We start from the raw sequence: 23,235 nt of genomic DNA, 5'->3' as shown, positions 1-23,235 counted from the left end.
CGAGGACTGCCTCGCATCGCCGACACTGAAGACATGCCTTCAGCTCCACTCGACGGTACGCCTGTTCCCCCGGACGGCTCCCTGCCTGCCGATGCGCTCGCCGAGCTCGGCACCCGGCCGTTCGGGTTCTACGTGCACGTGCCGTTCTGCGCGACCCGCTGCGGCTACTGCGACTTCAACACCTACACCGCCGCGGAGCTGCGCTCGCGGGACGGAACAGCAGTCGCCTCCCCGCGCACCTACGCGGACCAGGCGATCGCTGAAATAGCGCTCGCCCGGCGGGTGCTCGGCGACCGCGAACTCCCGGTGCGTACCGTCTTCATGGGCGGCGGCACCCCCACCCTGCTCTCCCCGGAGGAACTCGGCCGCATCCTCGACGCGATCGACGCGCAGTTCGGGCTCGCCCCCGACGCCGAGATCACCACCGAAGCCAACCCGGAAACCGTGGACGCGGGCATCCTCGCCCGGTTGCGCGAAGCAGGGTTCACCCGGATCTCCTTCGGGATGCAGAGCGCCAAAGCGCACGTGCTCGCGGTCTTGGAACGCACCCACACCCCGGGACGGCCCGAACAGTGCGTGGCCTGGGCCCGCCAGGCCGGGTTCGCGCACGTCAACCTGGACCTCATCTACGGGACCCCCGGGGAGAGCGACGCCGACTGGAAAGAGTCCCTCACCGCCGCGATCGCGGCCGGCCCGGACCACATCTCCGCCTACTCGCTCATCGTGGAAGAAGGCACCCGGCTCGCCGCCCGGGTGCGCCGCGGCGAGCTGACCCCGTTCGACGACGACGTGCTGGCCGACCGCTACATCATGGCCGACGAACTGCTCTCCGCCGCGGGACTGCAGTGGTACGAGGTGTCGAACTGGGCAGCCGACCCTACCGCGCGCAGCGCGCACAACCTGCTGTACTGGACCGGCGGCCACTGGTGGGGGGTCGGCCCCGGTGCGCACAGCCACATCGGCGGGGTGCGGTGGTGGAACGTCAAACACCCCGCTGCCTACGCGGCCCGCCTGGCCGCGGGCCGCACCCCGGCGCACGCCCGGGAGATCCTCTCCGCAGCGGACCGCCGTTTCGAACGGATCCTCTTGGAGCTGCGGATCGCCCAAGGCTGCCCCCTCGACCTGCTCGACGACGCGGGGCGTGCCGCGGCTGCCCGCGCCGTCGCCGACGGGCTGCTGGACGCCGCCGCCCACGCGCGGGGACGCGCCGTCCTCACCCTGCGCGGCCGGCTGCTCGCCGATGCGCTGGTGCTCGACCTTGCCTGAGCAGGAGCCCGACAAAGTTCAGGGGGATCCCGGTGGGATCCCCCGTGCCGCAGGCCGAGACTACTTGACCATGCGGATGCTGATCGGGTAGCGGTACCACTCGCCCCGGTTCGCGGCGACCGCGGCGAGGATGGCGAAGATGATCCCGCAGACCAGGGCGGCTATCCAGGTGAGCGCGCCGATGACGATGAAGGTCAGGAACCAGGACACCACGTAGGCGATGAGGAGCGTGAGCTGGAAGTTCAGCGCTTCCGTCAAGTGGTGCCGCAGGTAAGGGGAGGCCGTGTCCTTCTGGATCAAGAACAGGATGAGCGGCCCCACGAACCCGGTGAGCAGACCGAGCACGTGGGTAAGCACGCTGAACGTCTTCTCGTCAGAGTTGCTCGGTCCCGGCTGCCCGTAGCCGTACTGCCCGTAGCCGGGGTGCGGGACGGGGGCGCCGTAGCCGGGGGGAGGTGTGGGCGCGCCGTAGCCGGGCGGAGTCCCGTAGCCGGGCTGGCCTCCCATAGCGGAAGGATCGGGGCTGTAACCGCCGGTGCCGTACTCCTCAGGACCGGGGGGCGGATAGGGGTTATTCATGCGTCGTCCTCAGTAGTTCGTCAATCGAGGATGGGGGAGATGGATGCTCCGCAGTAGCGATGCAGTGGCACCGCAACGGTTCGCTGCAGCCCTAGCCGTGCGGTCGTGAACAGCCGGGGCGTCCTCGGCGGCAGCGGCCGTCCACCAATCTTTAGATGGCTTCACCGTAGAGGAGGTTCCGCTACTTGACCAGATGGATGGCGATCGGGTAGCGGTACCAGGCATCCCGGGCCGCGGCCATCGCGGCCATAGTCCCGAACACGAGGCAGTCCAGCCACACGACGACGATGACTACCGCGCCGATCCACGCCAAATCCGGGGTGAAGAACCCGAATCCCACAAAAAGCCCGGCTCCCACCACGTAGGGAATGAACAGGGTCAACTGGAAGTTCAACGCTTCAGCGGCGTGATGCCGGGTCCACGGAGAACGGTTTTTCACTGCCAGGTAGACGAGGAGCGCGGGCAGCCACCCGACACAGGCGAACACGATACCTACCAGGTGCGCGATCATCGCCCACGTACTGCCGTCCGGTGCGGGCGGCCAGGCGGCGGGGGGAACCCCCGGAGCGGTCCCGTACGGGCCGGGGGGAGGATAGCTGCCTTCCTGGTGGGGCTGCGGTGCGGGATACGCGGGATAAGGTCCTGCCCCGGGTGCGGGGGGAGTCGGCGGGGCGAACTGCGGAGGATGGTGCGGCGGGTGCGGGCCGGACTGGGGAGCGGCCCCAGAAGGTCCGGACCCCGGCTGCGCCCCCGGAGAAGGGACAGCCGGGTCGTGGTCGGGGGAGGGAGAAGACGGTGTCTCGTGCATATCTTCCCTTGGCTGGCTGGGGCACTGCCGTGGATACGCATCGCGGATCCACACAGGCAGCTTAATCAGGACGGGCTGCGGAGCGATTACAAGGAGCTTTCAGTCGTCGACCGATTCCAGCCGAGCCGCAGCAGGCCGCGACTGAAGATTTCGAGTCTGGTTGGCCCTGTGCCAGGCGCGGCCCCGCGGCGGCTTTCCGCCCTTGGGCGGAGAACGCCTCATCTGCACACCTGTGCCGCGACGCGCCACGGGTGTGCCGGGACGCCCGGCCTGCAGCCGACGCGGATAGCCTCATGCCCCGCTCCTGTTCCCACGGGCAGCGGCGGTGGGAATGGTGCTGCGGACGAGGCTGGCGGGAACAGGGCGACCGGCCCCGAAACGGCAGGGCCTGCGGCGTGGGAAATCTGGTGATGGGGAGTGAATACAGGTCCGAAGCGGGGCAAAATTCGGTTGATACCGTGCTTGGACAGACATAACGCCGCTCGGCGCCGCCGCATAGAATTAGCACTTAAGACCACGGAGTGCCAGGAGGTGAGCGCGTGCTCGACGACCGTAACGTGCTCGACGACCGTAAACTCGCGGTGCTGCGTGCCATCGTCGAAGACTACGTGTCCACGAATGAGCCCGTGGGGTCGAAAGCACTGGCCGAGCGGCACAAGCTGGGGGTTTCTCCGGCGACTATCCGCAACGACATGGTTGCGCTGGAGGAGCTGGGGTACATCGCCCAGCCGCACACCAGCGCGGGCCGGGTGCCGACGGACAAGGGCTACCGTCTGTTCGTGGACCGGCTCTCCAAGGTCAAGCCTCTGTCCAAGGCTGAGCGTCGGGCTATCGAGACGTTTCTGAGCGGGGCGCTCGACCTCGACGAGATCGTCTCCCGCACGGTGCGGCTGTTGGCGCACCTGACCCGGCAAGTGGCGATCATGCAGTACCCGTCCCTCACCCGGTCGAGCGTGCAGCACCTGGAGCTCGTGCCGCTGGGACCGCAGCGTCTTATGCTGGTGCTGATCACCAACACCGGTCGTGTCGAGCAGCGCGTCATCGACGGTCTTGCAGAGGTCTCCGACGACGTGGTCGAGAACCTGCGCGGGGCGCTGAACCGGGCTCTCGTGGGCAAGTGGCTGACCGAGGCACCGAAGGAGTTCCCGACGGTCCTCGCCCAGCTTCCGCTGGAGGAGCGGCCGATCGCCGAGTCGGTGATGTCGGTCTTGACGGAGAGCCTCGTCGAGAAGCACGAGGGGAAGGTCGTCTTCGGGGGGACCGCGAACCTCGCGGCGATGGGGTTCTCTGCCGGGCTTCGAGACGTCCTTGAAGCGCTGGAAGAAAACGTCGTCCTCATCCGTTTGCTGGGTGAGATGGGCGACGCATCGATGCTGACCGTGCGTATCGGTGCGGAGAACAACCACGAGGGCCTGCAGTCCACCTCGATTGTCGCCGCAGGGTACGGGATCGGCGATCAAACGTTGGCCAAGCTCGGGGTCGTCGGTCCAACCCGGATGGACTACCCAGGAACGATGGGAGCGGTGCGCGCAGTGGCAAGGTACGTCGGTCAGATCTTGGCGGGACAGTAAGTGGCCAGAGACTATTACGAGATCCTTGGTGTTCGCCGCGACGCGACCCAGGACGAGATCAAAAAGGCATACCGCCGGCTCGCACGTGAACTGCATCCCGACGTCAACCCCGACCCAGAGACCCAGGAGCGGTTCAAGGAAGTCGCCCAAGCCTACGAGGTGCTCTCCAACCCGGAGAAGCGCCGCATGTACGACATGGGCGTCGACCCGTTCGCGCGCGGCGGGGCAGCGGGCGGCGGAGCCACCGGCTTCGGAGCGGGCTTCCCGTTCGACGACTTGATGAACGCGTTCTTCGGGGGGAGCACGGGAACCCGCGCGGCACGCGAGCGGATGCGCCGGGGCCGGAGCATCAAGGTGCGGGTCGAGCTCGACCTCGAAGAGACCGCGTTCGGCGTCACCAAGGACATCACGTTCCCCACCGCGGTCGTGTGCAACACCTGCCAGGGTGAGGGCACGGCGCAGGGAACCCACCCCGAGACCTGCGACATGTGCGGTGGCCGCGGTGAAGTCTCCCAGGTCACTCGCTCGTTCCTCGGCCAAGTCATGACGACTCGGCCGTGCCCGCAGTGCGCGGGCCAGGGCACGATCATCCGCAACCCCTGCCCGGACTGCGCCGGGGAAGGCCGGGTCCGGGAGCGCGTCACCCGCAAAGTGCAGATCCCCGCGGGTGTCGAGGACGGGACCCAGATCCAGCTGGCGGGCGAAGGCGAGGTCGGCCCGAACGGCGGACCGCGCGGCGACATCTTCCTGGAGATCGTGGAACGCCCGCACCCGATCTTCGAACGGCGCGGCGACGACCTGCACTGCACGGTCACCGTTCCGATGACCGCGGCCGCGCTGGGGGCGACGCTGACCATCGACACCCTCGACGGCCCGGAGGAGATCGACCTGCGCCCCGGCACCAATTCCGGGCAGGTCATCACCCTGCAGTCGAAGGGCTGCCACCACCTCAACGCGCCGGGCCGCGGCGACCTGCACATCCACGTCACGGTGGAGACCCCCACCCGACTGGACGAAGAGCAGGAAGCGCTGCTGCGCAAGCTCGCGGAACTCCGCGGCGAGGACCGGCCGCCGGGCAAGTTCAGCCCGGGGCAGGGCAATTTCTTCTCCCGCATCCGTGACGCGTTCGGCGCGCGGTGACCGCCCCGGTTTTCCTGGTCGAGCCCGCGGCCCTCGACTCTGACCCCGTCGTGGTGGACGGCGCTGAGGGGCGGCACGCCGCCACGGTGCGCCGCATCGCCGTGGGTGAACCCGTGGACCTGGTCGACGGCGCGGGCCACCGGGCCCGCTGCGTGGTGACCGCGGTCGGCCGCGACACGATCACCTGCGCCGTCCAAGAGCGGGTGTTCGAGGCTGAACCGCGGCCGCGGATCACGGTCGTCCAAGCCTTGCCGAAAGGGGACCGCGGTGAGCTCGCCGTGGAAGTCATGACGGAAGCGGGCGTCGACGCCGTGGTGCCCTGGCAGGCAGAGCGCTGCATCACCCGCTGGCGGGGGGACCGTGTCGCCAGGTCGCTCACGAAATGGCGTTCCGCGGCCCGGGCTGCCGCTAAGCAGTCCCGGCGCAGCCGCATCCCCGAGGTCGCCGAACCGGTGGGGAAGGCGGGTGTCGTCGCGCTGCTGGAAAGCGCAACGCTGGGCATCGTGCTGCATGAAGAAGGCGCGGTCCGGCTTTCACAGCTGCCGCTGCCGGAAGAACTGTTCGGCCCTGCCGGGCACGCCGTCCTCGTCGTGGGGCCGGAAGGCGGGTTCAGCGACGCGGAGCTCGCAGCTTTCGAGGACGCCGGGGCGCTGCGGGCGCTGCTGGGGCCGACCGTGCTCCGCACGTCCACGGCCGGCGTGGCTGCTCTCGCGGTCCTCCAGGCCCGGTGCGGCCGCTGGTAGCCGGGCGACTCTTGGCGCGCGGCCGGCACCGGGAAGCGGTTTACTGCGGGTCGCCGCCGGACGGCGGGGGCGGGGAGGCGGTCGGCGTCTTCTCCGCTCCCGGGGAGCCAGGGGATGAGGAGCCGTTCGAGCCGTCGTCCTCGGAGGGGGACGGCGACGGCTCAGGCTCGTCCGGGACAGCCGGCGACTCCGACGGGCACGGGCGTTCCGTGGCGCGGGGGTCTGCTGCGGCACCGCTGTCTGCCCGCTCCCCCGGACTGGGGGACGCGCACGCAGAGCTTCCGAAGACGGTGGGCGGTGCTTCAGCTTCCGGAGCGGACGGCGACGCTTCCGGGGCGGCCGACGGCAGTGTGGAGGGAGCCCCGTGCACCGGAGGCGGCACGACGCCTTCGGGATCGGCCGGCGCCTGCGGTGACTGCGACGGTGTCTCTTCGGCCCGCTGGGTGTCTGAAGCGGAGACGAACGACCCTGGCAGCACCTGGTTGCGGAGCTGCGGGGTCCCGAGCAGCACTGATCCGGCGATCAGCACCGCGGCGCCCACGGCGACGACCGGACGGAACCATGCCAGTCCTGTCCAGGGGAACAGGCTCCGGCGCTCGGTGCGGGCCCGGATCCGTTCCAGCGCGTCGTGGGAGATGGGAATGTCGTCGGCCGCGGCGTGCAAGGCAGCCCTGAGCCGCTTTTCGAAGTCGTCGAATTCTTCGGTCATTTCGTCTGCTCCAGGAGCTTGCGGAGCGTGGAGATACCGCGTGCCGTGTGGCTCTTCACCGCGCCACGGCTGATGCCCATGGCGTCGGCGATCTGAGCTTCGGAGAGGTCTCCGTAGTACCGCAGGACGATGGCCTCCCGCTGCCGCGTCGGTAACGCGCGCAGCGCGTTGACCACCTCGGCGCGCTCCAGTTCGTTAAGTGCACCGTGCTCAGCACTGGGGGCGTCGGGAAGCGCCTTGGGTGCGTGCTTCTCGACAACGGCTCGGTGCCGCAGGACCGACCGGGCTTTGTTGACCACCGCTTGCCGCAGATAGGAAAGCGCTTTGTTGGGGTCGCGGAGCCGCCGCCACGCCCCGTGCATGGCGACGAACGCGTCCTGTACGACTTCTTCGGCAGTGGCGACATCGCGAACGAGGAGGGCAGCGAGTCGCACCAAAGGGCGGTAGTGGTCCGAGTAGAGCTGTGTCACCGCTTGGTCGGCATCCCACCGGGCCGACACCGTAGCCGCGGGCGCTTCCACCACCATGGTTTCGCTCACGTGATGAGGACGCGGCCCCTTCTCGCCGGGTTTACGAAAGGCCATGCCGTTCTTCTCGCTTGGTCGGAGACTGCTGCTGACGGGAAAAGCGTCGATGACTTCCTTCGGCGTTGGGAGCGGGGGAGTCGGGGCCGGACAGGAGCGCGGCCGGCGCGCCGAGAACCAGGATAGTGGCGGTCATAGTGCCTCAGGTGCGGTTATGCGAGGACACGGGATCCCCGGACGCTGCCTAGTCGCGGTTTCCGGCATGATGGGACCCTGGGGCAGCACCCCCGCATTCGGCAACGGAGGGAGAAGCGGTGACCGATCGTCGGTCCGACTGCCTGTTCTGCAAGATCGTCGCCGGGGAAGTGCCCGCCGATATCGTGCGGGAGGGCGAGCGCACGATCGCCTTCCGCGACATCAACCCGCAGGCGCCCACGCACGTGCTGATCATTCCGCGGGACCACTATCCCGACATGGCCAGCGCGGGCGCTGCCGGGATCGGCCTCCTCGACGAGATCGCCCGGGAAGCCGGGGAGATCGCCCGGGCCGAGGGCATTGCGGACAGCGGGTACCGGATGGTCTTCAACACCGGTCCCGGAGCCGGGCAGACCATTTTCCACGTGCACGGCCATCTGCTCGGCGGCCGCGGACTGGAGTGGCCCCCGGGGTGATCGATCGTCCCCGTCCCGGTCGGGAGCGGTCCGGCGGACAGCCCTGGCCGGGACGGGAAAACCTCTCGGGGGATTAAGCACCCGTTGGTAGAATTGCCGAAAAGAAATGAGGCCGCAGGGGCAGGTGAGACACGGCCTCCGGACACGCGAAAGGTAGGGGCGAGACGGCCGCAAGGCCACATCATGGTCGAGTCAACGTACGCGCACACCCAGGTTAAGGTCGTCGTCCCCGAAGAGCAGATGATGCTCCATCTGCTGGGCACCGAAGACGAACTGCTCCGCGTGGTCGAAGACTCTTTCGACAGCGACATCCACGTTCGGGGTAACGAGATCACCATCAGTGGGCGCCCCGAGGACAACGCTCTCGTGGTCCGGCTCATCGAGGAATTGCTGCGGTTCGTGGAGAACGGGACCCAGATCACCCCGGACACGATCGAACGGGTCCTGGCCATGCTCCGCTCCCCCGGACCTGAGCGTCCCGCCGACGTGCTGACGATGAACATCCTGTCGGCGCGGGGGCGCACGATCCGACCCAAGACGCTGAACCAGAAGCGTTACGTCGACGCGATCGACAAGCACACCATCGTCTTCGCGATCGGCCCCGCTGGGACCGGAAAGACCTATCTGGCGATGGCCAAGGCGGTCAAGGCCTTGCAGGCCAAGGAGGTCAACCGGATCATCCTGACGCGTCCCGCGGTCGAAGCGGGAGAGCGGCTGGGCTTCCTGCCGGGCACCCTGTACGAGAAGATTGACCCCTACCTGCGTCCCCTCTACGACGCGCTGCACGACATGCTCGACCCCGACTCCATCCCCAAGCTGATGGCGGCGGGGACGATCGAGGTCGCGCCGCTGGCCTACATGCGGGGCCGTACCCTCAACGACGCTTTCATCATCCTCGACGAGGCGCAGAACACCTCGCCCGAGCAGATGAAGATGTTCCTCACCCGCCTGGGTTTCGGCTCCAAGATCGTGGTTACCGGTGACATCACCCAGGTGGACCTTCCGGAGGGCCAGGAGAGCGGGCTGAGGACGGTGGAGACCATCCTCGACGGCATCGAGGACATCAGCTTCTGCCGTCTGACCAGCAACGACGTCGTCCGACACAAGCTCGTCGGCAAGATCGTGGACGCCTATGGTCGGCACGAAGCTGCACAGCGTCGCAAGCAAGGCAACGGTGCTGTGGGACGGGAGACGCACCGTCCCCATGGGACCGATTCCAGTAGCAGGTGAGCCGCGGCGCAGACCGCATGCCGCAGTGTCCCCGACACCAATGGAACAAGGCCGGTAACAGCAATGAGTATCGACGTCGCGAACGAGTCCGGCGTCCCCGCCGACGAGGAACGGCTGGCCCGACTGGCGCGCTACATCTTGGACGCCCTGCGGGTGCACCCTCTCGCGGAACTGTCCGTGCTCCTCGTTGACGAGGAGCCGATGGCGGATCTGCACGTCCGGTGGATGAATGAACCGGGACCGACCGACGTGCTCTCCTTCCCCATGGACGAGCTCCGCCCGGGCGCTCCGGGGCGGACGTCCGAACCGGGGATCCTGGGGGATGTGGTCATCTGCCCGCAGGTTGCCGCCCGGCAGGCGGAGCGGGCCGGGCACAGCATGCAGGACGAGATCGACCTGCTGTGCACGCACGGGATCCTGCACTTGCTCGGCTACGACCACGCCGAGCCGGATGAGCACCGGGAGATGTTCAGCCTGCAGAACGAGCTGCTGGCGGGCTGGCGACGAAGTTTGGAAGAAGAGGAACGGTGAACGGGGCCGCCGGCACGGGGAGTGTCTTCGGACTGGCGGTCTTGCTGATCTGCGGCGCGGCTTTCTTCGTCGCGGCGGAGACCGCGTTCAGCCGCACGGTGCGGTTGGGGGGCAAGGCGCCGAGCCGCGACCATTCCGCGACCCGCCGCCTGCGTCGGGTCGCGGCGGACCCGGCCTACCATCTCAACACGGCGCTGCTGCTCCGGGTCTGCTGCGAGGTGGGGGCCACCCTGGCGTTGGCGGTGGGCTTCCTCACCTGGCTGGGGTTGACCTGGGGGGCGGTCGCCCTCACCGCGGTGGTGACGGTGCTGGTCGACTACGTGCTGGTTGGGGTGATTCCCCGGATTCTGGCGCGGAGGTTCCCCGGGCCTACCGCGGAGGTCGCCGCCGCCGTCGTCGGCCCGGCAACAGTGGTGCTGGGCCCGGTAGCCCGGCTCCTGGTGCGGGCCGGCCAGCTGCTCCTGCCGCGCGGCGGCACCGACCGGGAGGGGCCGTTTGCGACCGAGGAGGAGCTCCGCCACTTGGTGGACCTGGCCGAACGGGGGCACGTCATCGACCCCGAGGAGCGCCAGATGATCCACTCGGTGTTCCAGCTCGACGACACCACGGTGCGCGAGGTGATGATCCCGCGCCCCGACATTGTCTTCCTCGAAGGCGACGTCTCCATTGAGGAAGCCCTGGAAAAGGCGTTGAGCAGCGGATATTCGCGCATCCCGGTGATTGGGGAGAGCCTTGACGACGTCATCGGCATCGTCTACCTCAAGGACCTGGTGGCGCGCCTGTACGATGCGTGGCGCGCGAACGGCGGCGCTCCCGCCCCGGGGCGGACGATCCGCGACGTCATGCGCGAACCCACCTACGTGCCGGATTCCAAGCCCGTCGACGAACTGCTGCGGGAGATGCAGCAGCAGCGCATCCACTTGGCAGTGGTGATCGACGAGTACGGTGGCACCGCGGGAATCGTCACGATCGAGGACATTGTGGAGGAGATCGTCGGGGAGATCACCGACGAGTACGACGACGAAGTCCCCCCGATCGAATGGCTGGACGACAACCGTGCCCGGGTGACTGCGCGGCTGCCGCTGGGTGAGCTCGCGGAACTGTTCGGCGTGGAGATCGACGCGCCGGATGTGGATACGGTCGGCGGGCTGCTCGCCTACGCACTCGGCCGGGTGCCTGTGCCCGGATCCCAGGCAGAGTATGCAGGACTGCGGCTGGTCGCGGAGGATCCGGCGCGCCGCCGTCGCAAGACCGCCACGGTCTTAGTGGAACGGCTGCCCGCCGCCGTGGAATCCACTGATCCGGACCAGTCTTGACCGCAGAAAGGCTATTTCCGTGAGTAACACTGCCCACGAGCTTTCCAACCCCGAGGACACCAAGCTCATCACCCTGGCCCGCTCGTCCCGGGCCCGCAACAGCGCTGCCGAGGGCGCGGCCGTGCGGGACGAGACCGGCCGCACCTATGTGGCCACCACCGTGTCCCTGCCGTCGCTCCAGTTGAGCGCGGTGCAGGCTGCCGTGGCTGCCGCGGTGTCCAGCGGGGCCCAGCGTCTCGAAGCGGCCGTGGTCGTCACCGAAGCCGCGGAGTGGACCGAGGCGGACCGTGCAGTGGCAGCCGACCTCAACACCGAGACCCTGGTGGTGGCCGCGCCCGACGGTACCCCGGTCCGTGTGGAGCAGGGCGCAGCAGGCCGCGGGAACCGGTGAGACTGGAACCATGGACGATCTCGACACCACGACACCGCTTTCCGCACCGACGCAACAGGAGGGTTTCCGCAGCGGTTTCGTCTGCTTCATCGGGCGGCCCAACGTCGGCAAGTCGACGCTGATGAACGCTCTGGTCGGCCGGAAAGTAGCGATCACCAGCGACCGGCCGCAGACCACGCGGCGCACGATCCGCGGCATCGTGCACCGCGAGAACGCGCAGTTGATCATCGTGGACACGCCGGGCCTCCACAAGCCGCGCACCCTGCTCGGGGAGCGGCTGGACAGCCTGGTGCGCTCCACCCTGGTCGAGGTCGACGTGATCGGCTTCTGCATCCCCGCGGACGAGCCGATCGGCCGCGGCGACACCTATATCGCCAGGGAGCTCGCCCAGCAGAAGGAGACCCCGGTGGTGGCGATCGTCACCAAGACCGACAAGGCCCGGCGGGCCCAGATCGCCCAGCAACTGGTGGCGGTCTCCGAACTCGGGGACTGGGCCGACATCGTCCCAGTTTCCGCGGCGAGCGGCTTCCAGCTCGACGAGCTGGTCGACGTGCTCTGCAGCCACCTGCCGGAAGGGCCGCCGCTGTACCCGGACGGCGACCTCACCGACGAGCCCGAGGAGATCCTCGTGGCGGAGCTGGTCCGGGAGGCCGCACTGGCAGGGGTGCGGGAAGAGCTGCCGCATTCGATCGCGGTCGTGGTCGACGAGATGGTGCCGCGCGAAGACCGGGACCTCATCGAGATCTACGCTTCGCTCTACGTGGAGCGGCCCAGCCAGAAGGCGATCGTCATCGGTACGAAAGGCTCCCGGCTACGTGAGGTCGGCACCCGGGCACGCCGGCAGATCGAGGCGCTGCTGGGCAGCCGCGTGTACTTGGACTTGCGGGTGCGGGTCGCCAAAGACTGGCAGAGCGACCCCAAGCAGTTGCGCCGGCTCGGTTTCGACCAGCAGGTGTGACGCGGGCCTGGGCCGCAGGTCACCGCGCCTGGTTGTTGAGGTCGTCGGCGAGTTCGCGGGCGACCTCCCGGACCACGGGAGCGGCTTTGGCCACGAAATCCCAGGTCATCCTGGACTCGGGGCCGGAGATGGAGATGGCCATCATCGCCGGGCCGCCGACGACCGGCACGGCAAGGCAGCGCACGCCGACTTCCTGTTCGCCGTCGTCGATGGCGTAGCCGCGGCTGCGGATACGGGCCAGTTCGGCCGCGAACTCGTCCGGGGTGGTGATGGTGCGGTCGGTGGCCGCGGGCATCCCGGTGCGGCGGACGATGGCCAGGGCTTCGTCGTCGGGGAGCTGGGCGAGGAGCGCTTTGCCGACGCCCGCCGAGTGCGGCAGCACTCTGCGTCCCACTTCGGTGAACATGCGCATGGCGTGCGCGGAGGGCACTTGGGCGACGTAGACGACCTGGTCGCCGTCGAGCATGGCCAGGTTGGCGGTCTCGCCGAGCTCGTCGACGAGGCGAGCGAGGTGCGGGCGGGCCCAGGCGCCGAGCAGGCGGGACGCGCTCTCTCCGAGGCCGATGAGACGGGGGCCGAGAGCGTAGCGGCGGGACGGCAGTTGCCGCACGTAGCCGTTGCTGACCAGGGACCGCACGATGCGGTGGATGGTGGGCAGGGGCAGCCCGGACGACTGCGCGAGTTCGCTGAGCGAGGTCTCCCCGCCCGCCTCGGCCATGATTTCGAGCAGACAGAACGCGCGGTCAAGGGACTGCACGCCACCTGAGCGTTCCCGTTTGCCCGCGGTGACGGTGGTCCCGTTCATGCCGTCGAGTCCGGCGTCACCGGTCGCTGTCTGTGACGTGGTCATAGGAAGTCAGCTCCCATCGCCGTGACCGACTGCGCTGGCGGCCACATGAGTTCTCGGGACCCTTATTCTGCGGTATCCGGGCGGCCATCTGCGGGCATGGCGCCCGTGTTGCGTGGTACGGCAGCGCGGTTGCCGCCTCAAGGCTGAACGGCTTGTGGAGTGCGCGGGCAGCACAGACCGCACCACGTGCTTTCGAAGTGTAGAAGTCAGACTCCGGCATGCGGAAGTAGTGGCGGGCGGGGGGAACGGCCGACTCCGGCCACGGAGCTCGACCAGGCCGCGGTCGTTGCTGTGGGGCGTACCCCGGCGCCTGGGAGCGGGTACTGTCGATGGCCAGTGCGGTCCTGCGCGGCAGGGCTGCTGCCGTGTGCGGCCGGGGAGGGGGACCCAGGGGCCGCGGCGCGGCAGCCGGCGGGACCATCCGGACAGCATGCACCGGACCGAACCTGCCGGAGTCGATGCAGTTCACCGAGGGGAAAACCAGGCGTCGCAGACCCGCGGCACGCCCATGAGCAGTCTCACACTGCGGGCTCCCCGTCCCACTTCGCTCAGCAGTCTGCTAACGTGGCCTTTGTCATGCTGCGTGAGCTGCTCCTGCTTAGCGGCCGCGGCGGGGGCCGATAAGGGCCGGCTCCCTCGCCGCGGAGGTTCGACCTGTCTGCTGTCGGCCGCACGACCGCAAGAAAAAGTCTCACGGGAGCGTATTCACATGATTCCGCAGCAACAGCCGAGTGGCATGCCGTTCCACCGCTACCAGCCGTTCAAGCCGGTCGACCTGCCTGACCGAACCTGGCCCTCGAAGACCATCACCAAAGCTCCTCGCTGGCTCTCCACTGACCTGCGCGACGGCAACCAGGCGCTGATCGAGCCCATGGACACCGAGCGCAAGCGCGAGATCTTCGACCTGCTGGTCCGCATGGGCTACAAGGAGATCGAGGTCGGTTTCCCCGCAGCCAGCCAGACCGACTACGACTTCGTGCGGTACCTGATCGAAGAGGACCGCATCCCCGACGACGTGCAGATCTCGGTGCTGACGCAGGCACGCGAGGAGCTGATTGAACGCACCGTCCAGAGCCTGGTCGGCGCCAAGCGGGCCACCGTCCACCTGTACAACGCGACGTCGCCGGAGTTCCGCCGCATCGTCTTCGGCGTGAACCGCGAAGAGTGCAAGGGCATCGCGGTGGAAGGCACCCGCACCGTCCTGAAGTTCGCCGAGCAGTACCTCAAGGACACCGAGTACTTCGGTTACGAGTACTCGCCGGAGATCTTCATCGACACCGAGCTGGAGTTCGCACTCGAAGTGTGCGAAGCCGTCATGGACGTCTACCAGCCGGGTCCGGACCGGGAGATCATCCTCAACCTGCCCGCCACGGTCGAGCGCGCCACCCCGAACGTGTACGCCGACCAGATCGAGTGGATGAGCCGCAACCTGTCCCGCCGCGAGTATGTGTGCCTGTCCGTGCACCCGCACAACGACCGCGGCACCGCAGTGGCCGCCGCCGAGCTGGCGGTGATGGCGGGCGCCGACCGGGTCGAAGGCTGCCTGTTCGGCCACGGCGAGCGCACCGGCAACGTATGCCTGGTGACCCTGGGCCTGAACCTGTTCAGCCAGGGCATCGACCCGATGATCGACTTCTCCAACATCGACGAGATCCGCCGTACGGTCGAGCACTGCACCCAACTGCCGGTCAACCCCCGCCACCCCTACGGCGGCGACCTGGTGTACACCGCGTTCTCCGGCTCCCACCAGGACGCCATCAAGAAGGGCTTCCACGCCCTGGAGGCCGACGCTGCTGCGGCGGGCGTCCCTGTGGACGAGTACCGGTGGAACATGCCGTACCTGCCCATCGACCCCAAGGATGTGGGCCGCACCTACGAGGCGGTCATCCGGGTCAACAGCCAGTCCGGCAAGGGCGGGGTCTCCTACGTCCTGCAGCGCGACTACTCCATCGACCTGCCGCGCCGTCTGCAGATCGAGTTCTCCCGCGTGGTGCAGCAGTTCGCTGATGCCGAGGGCGGCGAGTTCAGCGGGGAGCGCATCTGGGAGATCTTCACCGACACCTACCTGTCCGAGGGCGTGGTCGGGGTCATGGCGTACCGCTCGGAGACGAGCGAGGACGGCGAGTACTGCATCAGCGCCGACGTCCGGCTGCGCGGCGAGATTCGTGAGATCACCGGCACCGGCAACGGCCCGATCTCCGCGTTCGTGGACGCGCTGGCCGGTGTGGGCTTCAAGCTGCGGGTCCTGGACTACAGCGAGCACGCGTTGAGCGAGGGCGGCGACGCCCGCGCCGCGGCCTACGTCGAAGCCGAAGTCGACGGAAACGTCCTGTGGGGTGTGGGGATCAGCAGCAACATCACGACAGCCTCGCTGAAGGCGGTGTGCAGCGCGGTCAACCGGGCCCAGCAGAGCTGACCTGAGCGCGGCGGATCGGTCGCGGTGCCGCCGCGGCGCGTCCGCCCGACTGTTCGAGAACAGGCACAGGCCCCGCCCGATACGGGCGGGGCCTGTTGGCGTGCTCGACTATTCGCGGCCGAACATCTGGGTCCAGGCACCGTTGGACTCGCCCACCCCCAGCGCGCGGTTGCTGCAGTTGAGGATGTTTCTGCGGTGGCCCGGACTGTTCATCCAGTCGCGCATGACCTGTGCGGCGGTGCGCTGCCCTTTAGCGATGTTCTCCCCGGACCACGCGTGGTAGCCGTGTTCCCGGGCGCGGTCGTCGGGGGTGCGGCCGTCCAGACTGGTGTGCGACATGTAGTTGTTGCGGTCCATGTCCTCGCTGTGCGCCTGTGCGGCGGCGGTCAGCCGGTCGTCGGCCCGGACGGGGGGACAGCCCGCTGCGGCGCGCTCTTCGTTGACCAGCGCGAAAACTTGGGCGCTCAACGCGTTCATGCTTCCGGTGGACCCGCTCCGGGACGAAGGGGCGGACGAGGATCCCGAACCTCCGCCTCCGGAACCGCTTTGCCCACCCGATCCCGTACTGCTGCCAGAGGAGGCCTCCTCTTCGGCGCTGTTCTGCTCCTCAGCCTGGGTTTTCACCCCGTCACGCCGTTGCTCGGCCTGCACGTTGGGGGGAGGACTGGGGGAGGGGATGGGCGGTGCCGCTTCCGCTTCCGCGCTGGGGAAGAAGGGGGTGGGCACCGCGGCGTCGTTGGGAAGCAGTGACCCGGGTGCATAAGAGGACGGATCACTGCTGGGCATGCGCATCGACCCGAACACCAGCACCGCGGCCAGCACCAACCCTACGGGGAGGGCGAGGAGCGCGGTGAGCAGTGTGCCGCTTATCCGGCGCCGTCGTAGGGGAGGACGCCTGCGGCGGCGCCGGGAGGGCGGTGGGCGGCGCCGATGCGACCGGGAGCCGAGCGGGGATTGCTCGTCCTCGGACATTCGCCTGCCTCCGTTCGTGAGGGGACCTCGGACGGGGGATGCGGGATTTTCCGTTGGGGGATGATGGTAGACGACGAAAAACCCCAAAGTGTTATCCGTCCGAAATATGTCACAGGATTGCGGCGGGCGAAAAGTGGGAATGAGGACAGGCCGTTGCGGTCCGTCGCATCGGTGACAATGGGAGAGTGAGCCTCTACCGAGATGAAGGCATCGTCCTTCGTACTCAGGACCTAGGAGAGGCCGACCGGATCGTGACTCTGCTGACCCGGCGCACCGGGTTGGTCCGCGCGGTCGGCAAGGGGGTGCGCCGCACCCGGTCCCGCTTCGGGGCGCGCCTCGAACCGTTCACCCACATCGACGTGCAACTCCACGCCGGCAAGAGCCTTGACGTGGTCACGCAGGTCGACACCCTGCACGCGTACGGGAGTGTCCTGGTCACCGACTATCCACGCTACACCGCGGGGGTCGCGATGCTGGAGACCGCAGAAAAGGTCGTGAGCGTGGAGAAAGACCCGGCGCTGCGGCAGTTCCTGCTGCTGTGGGGCGGACTGCGGACCCTCGCCGAGGGCGCGCACGACCCCCGCCTGGTCCTCGACGCCTACCTGCTGCGCTCCCTCGCCGTCGCCGGCTATGCCCCCGCTCTGGAAGAATGTGCCCATTGCGGTGTGCCGGGACCGCACCGGGAGTTCGCGGTGCACGCCGGGGGTATGGTGTGCTCGCTGTGCCGTCCCGCGGGCTCGGTCAAGCCGTCCCCCGCAGCAGTGGCGCTGATGGTGGCGCTGCTGCGCGGCGACTGGGAGAGCGCCGATGCGAGCGCTGAGCGGGACCGCACCGAATGCAGCGGCCTGGTCGCCGCCTATCTCCAGTGGCACCTGGAGAACGGAGTCCGATCTTTGCGCCTTGTGGAGCGTGCGTGAGTCCCAAGACCGTCTTCTCGACCGACACCCACCGGGAGCCGATACCCCCGCAACCGCACCCCAGCGGGGCTCGGCCACCCCAGTTACCCCGAGAACTCATTCCCCGGCACGTGGCAATCGTCATGGACGGCAACGGCCGCTGGGCCAAGCAGCGCGGCCTGCCCCGTACTGAAGGGCACAAGGCGGGCGAGTCCTCCCTGTTCGACGTGATCGAGGGAGCGCTGGAGCTCGGCGTGCCCTACCTGTCCGCCTACGCGTTCTCCACGGAGAACTGGAAGCGCTCCCCGGACGAGGTGCGCTTCCTCATGGGGTTCAACCGCGACGTGATCCGACGCCGCCGTGACGAGCTGCACGCACGCGGGGTGCGGGTGCGCTGGGCGGGACGGCCGGGACGGCTGTGGAAGAGCGTCATCAAAGAGCTCACCGAAGCCGAAGAGCTGACCAAGCACAACACCAAGCTCACGCTGCAGTTCTGCGTGAACTACGGGGGCCGCGCCGAGATCGCGGACGCGGCCGCGGCCCTGGCCCGGGATGTGGCTGCCGGCCGTCTCTCCCCCAACCGGGTCACCGAGGCCACGCTCGCTCGCTACCTGTACCACCCGGACATCCCCGACGTGGACCTGTTCATCCGTTCCTCCGGGGAGCAGCGCCTCTCCAATTTCCTGCTCTGGCAGTCGTCGTACGCGGAATTCGTGTTCCTCGACACGCTCTGGCCCGACTTCGACCGGCGGCACTTCTGGCAGGCCTGCGAGATCTACGCCCGCCGGGACCGCCGCTACGGGGGAGCCGAACCCAACCCGGTGGGGCCGCCGCAGTCCGCTGCCGGAGCGCAGGGGCAGGACTGATGGGAGCGCTCGCCCCTGGGATGCCGGTGGACTACGTGGCCATCGGCGACAGTTTCACCGAAGGCGTGGGGGACTGGTACCCCGACGGCACCCCGCGGGGCTGGGCGGACCGGTTCGCCGACCGCCTGGCGGAGTACAGCGGACAGTTGCGTTACGCCAATCTCGCGGTGCGCGGCAGGCTGCTGCGCCAGGTCATGGAGGAGCAGCTGCCCCGCGCTTTGGAGTTGGCCCCCACCCTGGTGACGTTCAGCGCGGGCGGAAACGACCTGCTCCGCCCGAGCGGCGACCCGGACCGGCTGGCGCGGGCCCTGGAGATCGGGGTGCGTCAGCTCCGCGCGTCCGGCGCCGAGGTGGTGCTGTTCACCGGGGTCAACATCGCCACCGGGTACATGCGCGGGCTGATCGGCCGGTTCGCCCGCTACTACCTCAACATCCGCGCGATCGCGGACCGCTACGGCTGCTTCCTCGTCGACCAGTGGTCTATGCCCGTGTTCCGGGACCCGCGGGCCTGGGACACCGACCGGCTGCACCTGTCGGCGGAGGGGCACCGCCGGTTGGCGCTGCGGGTGTGCGAAGTCGTGGGGGTGCCGGTCGACGAGGACTGGAACGCCCCGTGGCCGCCGGCCGCTCCAGTGTCGCGCGCGCAGGCGTGGCGGGAGGATGCGCGCTGGGTCCGCCAGTATCTGGTGCCGTGGATCCACCGGCGGCTGACCGGCCGTTCGTCCGGGGACACGGTGACCGCAAAGCGTCCGGTGTTGGAGAAGTACCCGCCGCAGGACTAGGGGCGGCGCCCCTGCCCGCACTACGCGCAGCGGGGGCAAAACCCCTGATCGGCAGGGGGAGCGTGGGTGTGAGGGCCGCGACAAAATCCGGTAATCCACAAACCTACTGTCGCGTAACCGTGGATTTACCGTGCATGATCCTCTAATATGAGCGGTTTTACTCTCGGGAAGGACATCCTCTCCTACGTGGCTGTCGGTGACAGCTTCACTGAAGGACTCGACGATCCCTACCCGGACAGCGCGCGCTTCCCCCAGGGCCGGTACCGCGGGTGGGCGGACCGCTTCGCCGAACACCTGGCCCGGCACGTGCGCGAGGTGCGCTACGCCAACCTCGCGGTGCGTGGCAAACTCCTGCGCCAGATCCTTACCGAACAGCTCCCCCGAGCCGTGGAACTCCGCCCCGACCTCGTCACGCTCTGCGCGGGCGGCAACGACATCCTCCGCCCCGGCTCCGACCCGGACACGCTGGCCGACGCGTTCGAGGGCGCGGTGCGCCAACTGCGCGACACCGGAGCGGACGTCGTGATCTTCACGGGGTTCGACACCGGGTTCCAACCGGTCATGCGGCACCTGCGGGGCAAGATCGCCACCTACAACATGCACCTGCGCGGCATCGCCGACCGCTACCACTGCCGTGTCGTGGACCTGTGGAGCATGAAGATCTTCCAGGACCGCCGCGCCTGGAGCGACGACCGGCTGCACCTGTCGGCGGAGGGGCACCGCCGCTTGGCGCTGCGGGTGTGCGAAGTGATGGGGGTGCCGGTCGACGAGGACTGGAACGCCCCGTGGCCGCAAGAACCGCCGGCGCCCTGGCACCAGGCCCGGCAGGAGGACCTGCGCTGGGCCCGCCAGCACCTGGTGCCGTGGATCCACCGGCGGTTGACGGGCCGCTCCTCCGGCGACGGAGTGCGGCCCAAACGCCCGAACCTGGAACCGCTGGTCCGGCGGTGACGTCCCGCGGAATCAGGTGCGGGGCTTGGCCGCGGCACAGTCGGAGCAGGTACCGAAGAGTTCCAATGTGTGGGTGAGGTCGACGAAGCCGTGCTGGGCGGCGAGTTCGTCCGCCCAGCTTTCCACTGCCGGGCCTTCAATCTCCACGGCTTTGCCGCAGTCCCGGCAGACCAAGTGGTGGTGGTGCGTGGGGGTACTGCAGGCCCGGTAGACGGCTTCACCTTCGTCCGTCATCAGGACATCCACTTCACCCGCATCGGTGAGTGCCTGCAGGGCGCGGTAGACAGTGGTCAGGCCGATCTTGGCGCCGTCAGCCCGCAAAGACGCGTAGAGGTCTTGAGCGCTGCGAAAGCCGTTGCTCTTGTGCAGGGCCTGGCGGACAGCCTCACGACGTGAGCTCATGGCGAAACACTCCCCGGATCAGTCCCGGAAATCGTACCCACCGCCGGAGGAGACTCCGCCTCAGGGACGGTTCGGAATCGCCTGCGGCGCAGCAGGATTCCGCCTCCTGCGGCGGTAACGAACAGTGCGATCGCGACCAGCACGATGGCGGCGCCCGGCGCGGTGTCGGTGTAGTACGCGGTGGAGAGACCGGTGAGTGCAGCGAGCACGCCGAGGAGCACCGCCAGTCGTACCGTGGCCCGAAAACTACGGGTGAGCTGCTGGGCCGCAGCCACCGGAACAACCATCAGCGCGCTGACGAGCAGCACCCCCACGACCCGCATCGCCAAGACCACGGTGACCGCGGCGACGACCGCGAGCACTGTGCTGAGGAAGCGGACCGGGATGCCGTGCACCCGGGCCAGCTCCTCGTCTTGGCAGAGGACGAAGAGCTCCCGTCCGAAGTAGCCCAGGACCGCGAGGACGGCGACGGCGAGCAGGGCGACCAGGACCACGTCCTGCGGGCTCACCGTGCTGACCGAGCCGAACAGGAAGGACGTAAGGTCGGCGCTGGTCGCTCCGGGGGCCAGCCCGGTGAGGAAGACGCCCCCGGCGATCCCGCCGTAGAACAGCAGCGCCAGGGCGAGGTCCCCGCTGGTCCGGGTGTGGGTGCGGACGAGTTCGATGAGCACTGCGCCGACCGCGGAGACGACGAGCGCGGTCAGCACGGGGGAGGTGTGGGTGAGGAACCCCAGCCCTACCCCGGTCAGCGCCACGTGTCCGATCCCGTCGCCGAGCAGGGCGAGCCGGCGCTGGACGAGGAACACCCCGATGACGGGGGCGGTCATGCCGACCAGGGCGGATGTGATGAAGGCGCGGACCATGAAGTCGAGCTGGAGTATCTCAGGCACGGCGTGAGACCTCGATGTACGGAAGGGTGGGCGGAGGACGTCCGGTGTCGGTGCGGGAGTGGTCGCGGCCCGAGCAGCAGCCGTGGTCCGAGTGCTGCGGCGCACCGTCACTGACCAGTGTGCCGTTCTCCAGGGTGAGGGCCCGGCCGATCAAAGGTTCGAGCGGTCCGAGTTCGTGGAGGACCAGCAGGATGGTGGCGCCCCGCGCGGCGAGGCTTTCGATCGTGCGGGCCAGGGCCTGCTGGTTGGCCGCGTCCACCCCGGCCATGGGCTCGTCCATGACGAAGATGTCGGGCTCCCCGGCAAGGGCACGGGCGATGAGGACGCGCTGCTGCTGGCCGCCGGACAGGTGGTAGACGGAGTCGTCGGCGCGGTCGAGCAGTCCTACCGCGGTCAGCGCCTCGGTGACCGCGTCCCGGTCGTGCGCGGTGAGGGGGCGGAATCGGCGGCGCCGGTTGATCCGCCCGGAAGCGACGATTTCGCGCACGGTCGCCGGGACACCGCCGCCGACGGAGAGGCGTTGCGGCACGTAGCCGATCTGCGCCCAGTCACGGAAGCGGCGGAGCGGGGTCCCGCCGATCCACACCTGTCCACCGGAGAGCGGCACCACGCCGAGCAGGGCGCGGACCAGGGTGGACTTGCCTGACCCGTTCGGTCCCATGACGGCGACGGTCTCTCCTCGGGCGATCTCGAAGGAGACGTCGCGCAGCACGGGCTTGCCGTCGTACGCTACGGCGACGTCGCGTGCGGTGAAGGCAGGCGCGGTGGGCAGGCTCGATGACGACACTTTTTCAGTGTCGCGAAAACGAAAATGATTGTCAAAATATCCCGGATTGGAGTACTCCGAGCCCGAGGAGCACCGCCACCACGACGCACCGCATCGCTCGCTCAGCCGACGACAGCCGCGGCCAGGCCAGGTAGCCCAGCCAGGCGAAGAACAGGGCCAGCAGGACGAGGAGCAGCGTGCCCACGATCCCGGTCAGCAGCAGGCCGGAGAAGAACACCCCGACCACGGCGACAGGCAGGACCCACCCGGGGGCGTGGTGCAGGACGAGCAGGGGGAGCGCGCTCCGCTCCTCCACGGCGCGGCGTAGTCGGGACACTTCAGCAGCGGCAGAGGGCTCCTCGTCCGGGAGACGGCGACCAGCGGGCTCAGTGTGGTGCTCTTTGGGGGACACCCGGCTTTCCTCCACAGCATTGGGGCGACGGTCTAAGCGTACTGAGTGACGGCCTCACCGCCGAGGGGTTGCAGCAGCGGGACGGGCGGTGCCCGGAGTACCGCGAGGACCGTGCGGCGCTTCTAGTCGAGGAGCGCCCGCACGGCACCGCACCCTCTGCCCGCTGCGGGCCGGGCGACGTCCGCTGCGGCTGGATCTGCGCCGCATCACCCGCTATGGCACCATGGCGTGGTGATCGTCATCACCAGACACACCGTCGCCACCGAAGACTCTGAGGAGTTCGTCGCCCACGCCAAAGCGGCGCTGGACGTGCTGTCGCAGAGGCCCGGCTACCGCCGGGGGTCCCTGGCACGCGCGGTCGACGACCCCACGCTGTGGACGGTGGTCACCGAATGGGACGGGCCGGGCTACTACCGCCGGGCGCTCTCCCACTACGACGTCAAGGTCACCGCGGTACCGCTGCTGTCCACCGCCCACGACGAGCCCAGTGCGTTCGAGACCCTGGCCCGCCAGGCGCCCGCGGCGGAGGACTGACGCACGGCACTGCGGGACCGCAGACACTCGGCAAAACAGACAAGTCGCTGAGCGGCATAAA

26 protein-coding genes are annotated in these 23,235 nt (G+C 68.7%); 16 read left to right on the top strand and 10 right to left on the bottom strand.

Features of this window, described 5'->3' with window-relative positions; all coding sequences use genetic code 11:
• Positions 1-33 precede the first annotated feature (33 nt).
• The gene (gene hemW / locus TF1_RS03500) at positions 34-1,266 is read left to right on the top strand and encodes a radical SAM family heme chaperone HemW (protein ID WP_011291282.1); all 1,233 of its coding nucleotides are present in this window, start codon (positions 34-36) and stop codon (positions 1,264-1,266) included.
• A gap of 60 nt (positions 1,267-1,326) precedes the next feature.
• On the opposite strand, the gene TF1_RS03495 is transcribed toward hemW, so the two are convergent.
• Both TF1_RS03495 and TF1_RS16435 read right to left on the bottom strand, forming a co-directional pair.
• A complete protein-coding gene (locus TF1_RS03495; RefSeq protein WP_011291283.1) occupies positions 1,327-1,845 on the bottom strand; it encodes a DUF4870 domain-containing protein in 519 nt (172 codons plus the stop codon).
• Positions 1,846-2,026: 181 nt separating this feature from the next.
• Positions 2,027-2,653 carry a DUF4870 domain-containing protein gene (locus tag TF1_RS16435; RefSeq protein ID WP_255266133.1) on the bottom strand — a complete coding sequence of 209 codons (627 nt, stop codon included), beginning with the start codon at positions 2,651-2,653 and terminating at the stop codon, positions 2,027-2,029.
• 557 nt (positions 2,654-3,210) lie between these two features.
• On the opposite strand from TF1_RS16435, the gene hrcA reads away from it, so the two are divergent.
• From hrcA to TF1_RS03475, 3 genes are read left to right on the top strand one after another with little or no spacing between them, the layout of a single operon-like run.
• Positions 3,211-4,224, top strand: a complete 1,014-nt coding sequence (gene hrcA, locus TF1_RS03485; RefSeq protein ID WP_016188371.1) for a heat-inducible transcriptional repressor HrcA — start codon at positions 3,211-3,213, stop codon at positions 4,222-4,224.
• Entirely contained in the window at positions 4,225-5,364 is a 1,140-nt protein-coding gene (gene dnaJ, locus TF1_RS03480; protein WP_011291286.1) for a molecular chaperone DnaJ, read from the top strand.
• The gene (locus TF1_RS03475; RefSeq protein WP_011291287.1) at positions 5,361-6,107 is read left to right on the top strand and encodes a 16S rRNA (uracil(1498)-N(3))-methyltransferase; all 747 of its coding nucleotides are present in this window, start codon (positions 5,361-5,363) and stop codon (positions 6,105-6,107) included. Before dnaJ ends, TF1_RS03475 begins: the two co-directional genes overlap by 4 nt.
• A 40-nt stretch (positions 6,108-6,147) precedes the next feature.
• On the opposite strand, the gene TF1_RS03470 is transcribed toward TF1_RS03475, so the two are convergent.
• A complete protein-coding gene (locus tag TF1_RS03470) occupies positions 6,148-6,816 on the bottom strand; it encodes a hypothetical protein (RefSeq protein WP_011291288.1) in 669 nt (222 codons plus the stop codon).
• Entirely contained in the window at positions 6,813-7,343 is a 531-nt protein-coding gene (locus TF1_RS03465; RefSeq protein ID WP_011291289.1) for a SigE family RNA polymerase sigma factor, read from the bottom strand. Before TF1_RS03465 ends, TF1_RS03470 begins: the two co-directional genes overlap by 4 nt.
• Before the next feature lie 311 nt (positions 7,344-7,654).
• Here TF1_RS03465 and TF1_RS03460 point away from each other — a divergent pair, with 311 nt between their 5' ends.
• From TF1_RS03460 to era, 6 genes are all read left to right on the top strand, one after another.
• Positions 7,655-8,011: a histidine triad nucleotide-binding protein gene (locus TF1_RS03460; RefSeq protein WP_011291290.1), complete on the top strand. Its 357-nt coding sequence runs from the start codon at positions 7,655-7,657 to the stop codon at positions 8,009-8,011.
• A 183-nt stretch (positions 8,012-8,194) separates the two neighbouring features.
• Positions 8,195-9,241, top strand: coding sequence for a PhoH family protein (locus tag TF1_RS03455; protein WP_016188373.1), 1,047 nt, complete (start codon positions 8,195-8,197; stop codon positions 9,239-9,241).
• A gap of 63 nt (positions 9,242-9,304) precedes the next feature.
• Positions 9,305-9,772: an rRNA maturation RNase YbeY gene (ybeY, locus tag TF1_RS03450; RefSeq protein ID WP_011291292.1), complete on the top strand. Its 468-nt coding sequence runs from the start codon at positions 9,305-9,307 to the stop codon at positions 9,770-9,772.
• Complete coding sequence (locus TF1_RS03445) at positions 9,769-11,088, top strand: hemolysin family protein (protein ID WP_061783626.1); 1,320 nt, start codon at positions 9,769-9,771, stop codon at positions 11,086-11,088. Before ybeY ends, TF1_RS03445 begins: the two co-directional genes overlap by 4 nt.
• A gap of 19 nt (positions 11,089-11,107) precedes the next feature.
• Positions 11,108-11,479, top strand: a complete 372-nt coding sequence (locus tag TF1_RS03440; protein ID WP_011291294.1) for a hypothetical protein — start codon at positions 11,108-11,110, stop codon at positions 11,477-11,479.
• Positions 11,480-11,489: 10 nt separating this feature from the next.
• Positions 11,490-12,437, top strand: coding sequence for a GTPase Era (gene era / locus TF1_RS03435; protein ID WP_011291295.1), 948 nt, complete (start codon positions 11,490-11,492; stop codon positions 12,435-12,437).
• Positions 12,438-12,456: 19 nt separating this feature from the next.
• On the opposite strand, the gene TF1_RS03430 is transcribed toward era, so the two are convergent.
• On the bottom strand, positions 12,457-13,194 hold the full coding sequence (locus TF1_RS03430; protein ID WP_038043422.1) for an IclR family transcriptional regulator: 738 nt from the start codon (positions 13,192-13,194) through the stop codon (positions 12,457-12,459).
• Between the two features lie 802 nt (positions 13,195-13,996).
• Here TF1_RS03430 and leuA point away from each other — a divergent pair.
• The gene (leuA, locus tag TF1_RS03425; protein WP_016188375.1) at positions 13,997-15,703 is read left to right on the top strand and encodes a 2-isopropylmalate synthase; all 1,707 of its coding nucleotides are present in this window, start codon (positions 13,997-13,999) and stop codon (positions 15,701-15,703) included.
• Positions 15,704-15,811: 108 nt separating this feature from the next.
• Here the strand turns inward: leuA and TF1_RS03420 are convergent, their stop codons facing one another.
• On the bottom strand, positions 15,812-16,675 hold the full coding sequence (locus TF1_RS03420) for a CAP domain-containing protein (protein WP_011291298.1): 864 nt from the start codon (positions 16,673-16,675) through the stop codon (positions 15,812-15,814).
• A gap of 185 nt (positions 16,676-16,860) precedes the next feature.
• Between TF1_RS03420 and recO the strand changes: the two genes are divergently transcribed.
• From recO to TF1_RS03400, 4 genes are all read left to right on the top strand, one after another.
• Entirely contained in the window at positions 16,861-17,592 is a 732-nt protein-coding gene (gene recO, locus TF1_RS03415) for a DNA repair protein RecO (protein ID WP_011291299.1), read from the top strand.
• The gene (locus TF1_RS03410) at positions 17,589-18,437 is read left to right on the top strand and encodes an isoprenyl transferase (protein WP_011291300.1); all 849 of its coding nucleotides are present in this window, start codon (positions 17,589-17,591) and stop codon (positions 18,435-18,437) included. The genes recO and TF1_RS03410 overlap by 4 nt, the downstream gene beginning before the upstream one ends.
• The gene (locus TF1_RS03405) at positions 18,437-19,219 is read left to right on the top strand and encodes an SGNH/GDSL hydrolase family protein (RefSeq protein ID WP_011291301.1); all 783 of its coding nucleotides are present in this window, start codon (positions 18,437-18,439) and stop codon (positions 19,217-19,219) included. Before TF1_RS03410 ends, TF1_RS03405 begins: the two co-directional genes overlap by 1 nt.
• A 147-nt stretch (positions 19,220-19,366) precedes the next feature.
• Positions 19,367-20,170: an SGNH/GDSL hydrolase family protein gene (locus tag TF1_RS03400; RefSeq protein ID WP_011291302.1), complete on the top strand. Its 804-nt coding sequence runs from the start codon at positions 19,367-19,369 to the stop codon at positions 20,168-20,170.
• A 12-nt stretch (positions 20,171-20,182) separates the two neighbouring features.
• Here the strand turns inward: TF1_RS03400 and TF1_RS03395 are convergent, their stop codons facing one another.
• The 4 genes from TF1_RS03395 to TF1_RS03380 are packed head-to-tail and all read right to left on the bottom strand — an operon-like array spanning position 20,183 to position 22,640.
• Positions 20,183-20,572, bottom strand: a complete 390-nt coding sequence (locus TF1_RS03395; protein WP_011291303.1) for a Fur family transcriptional regulator — start codon at positions 20,570-20,572, stop codon at positions 20,183-20,185.
• Entirely contained in the window at positions 20,569-21,462 is an 894-nt protein-coding gene (locus TF1_RS03390) for a metal ABC transporter permease (RefSeq protein WP_011291304.1), read from the bottom strand. The genes TF1_RS03395 and TF1_RS03390 overlap by 4 nt, the downstream gene beginning before the upstream one ends.
• On the bottom strand, positions 21,455-22,249 hold the full coding sequence (locus TF1_RS03385) for a metal ABC transporter ATP-binding protein (protein ID WP_016188378.1): 795 nt from the start codon (positions 22,247-22,249) through the stop codon (positions 21,455-21,457). Before TF1_RS03385 ends, TF1_RS03390 begins: the two co-directional genes overlap by 8 nt.
• Positions 22,250-22,280: 31 nt before the next feature.
• Entirely contained in the window at positions 22,281-22,640 is a 360-nt protein-coding gene (locus tag TF1_RS03380) for a DUF6703 family protein (protein WP_016188379.1), read from the bottom strand.
• 231 nt (positions 22,641-22,871) lie between these two features.
• Here TF1_RS03380 and TF1_RS03375 point away from each other — a divergent pair, with 231 nt between their 5' ends.
• The gene (locus tag TF1_RS03375) at positions 22,872-23,174 is read left to right on the top strand and encodes an antibiotic biosynthesis monooxygenase family protein (protein WP_038043423.1); all 303 of its coding nucleotides are present in this window, start codon (positions 22,872-22,874) and stop codon (positions 23,172-23,174) included.
• Positions 23,175-23,235 lie beyond the last annotated feature (61 nt).

The sequence above is a fragment of the Thermobifida fusca NBRC 14071 = JCM 3263 genome (assembly GCF_001592045.1).
GTDB classification, from domain to species: domain Bacteria; phylum Actinomycetota; class Actinomycetes; order Streptosporangiales; family Streptosporangiaceae; genus Thermobifida; species Thermobifida fusca.
This window is presented reverse-complemented; position numbering and strand designations above follow the sequence as displayed.

Excerpts from the sequence above, each read along its gene's own strand:
- hemW (WP_011291282.1), top strand. The coding sequence starts at position 34 with ATGCCTTCAGCTCCACTCGACGGTACGCCTGTTCCCCCGGACGGCTCC.
- TF1_RS03495 (WP_011291283.1), bottom strand. The coding sequence starts at position 1,845 with ATGAATAACCCCTATCCGCCCCCCGGTCCTGAGGAGTACGGCACCGGC.
- TF1_RS16435 (WP_255266133.1), bottom strand. The coding sequence starts at position 2,653 with ATGCACGAGACACCGTCTTCTCCCTCCCCCGACCACGACCCGGCTGTC.
- TF1_RS03470 (WP_011291288.1), bottom strand. The coding sequence starts at position 6,816 with ATGACCGAAGAATTCGACGACTTCGAAAAGCGGCTCAGGGCTGCCTTG.
- TF1_RS03465 (WP_011291289.1), bottom strand. The coding sequence starts at position 7,343 with ATGGTGGTGGAAGCGCCCGCGGCTACGGTGTCGGCCCGGTGGGATGCC.
- TF1_RS03455 (WP_016188373.1), top strand. The coding sequence starts at position 8,195 with ATGGTCGAGTCAACGTACGCGCACACCCAGGTTAAGGTCGTCGTCCCC.
- ybeY (WP_011291292.1), top strand. The coding sequence starts at position 9,305 with ATGAGTATCGACGTCGCGAACGAGTCCGGCGTCCCCGCCGACGAGGAA.
- era (WP_011291295.1), top strand. The coding sequence starts at position 11,490 with ATGGACGATCTCGACACCACGACACCGCTTTCCGCACCGACGCAACAG.
- leuA (WP_016188375.1), top strand. The coding sequence starts at position 13,997 with ATGATTCCGCAGCAACAGCCGAGTGGCATGCCGTTCCACCGCTACCAG.
- TF1_RS03420 (WP_011291298.1), bottom strand. The coding sequence starts at position 16,675 with ATGTCCGAGGACGAGCAATCCCCGCTCGGCTCCCGGTCGCATCGGCGC.
- TF1_RS03405 (WP_011291301.1), top strand. The coding sequence starts at position 18,437 with ATGGGAGCGCTCGCCCCTGGGATGCCGGTGGACTACGTGGCCATCGGC.
- TF1_RS03400 (WP_011291302.1), top strand. The coding sequence starts at position 19,367 with ATGAGCGGTTTTACTCTCGGGAAGGACATCCTCTCCTACGTGGCTGTC.
- TF1_RS03395 (WP_011291303.1), bottom strand. The coding sequence starts at position 20,572 with ATGAGCTCACGTCGTGAGGCTGTCCGCCAGGCCCTGCACAAGAGCAAC.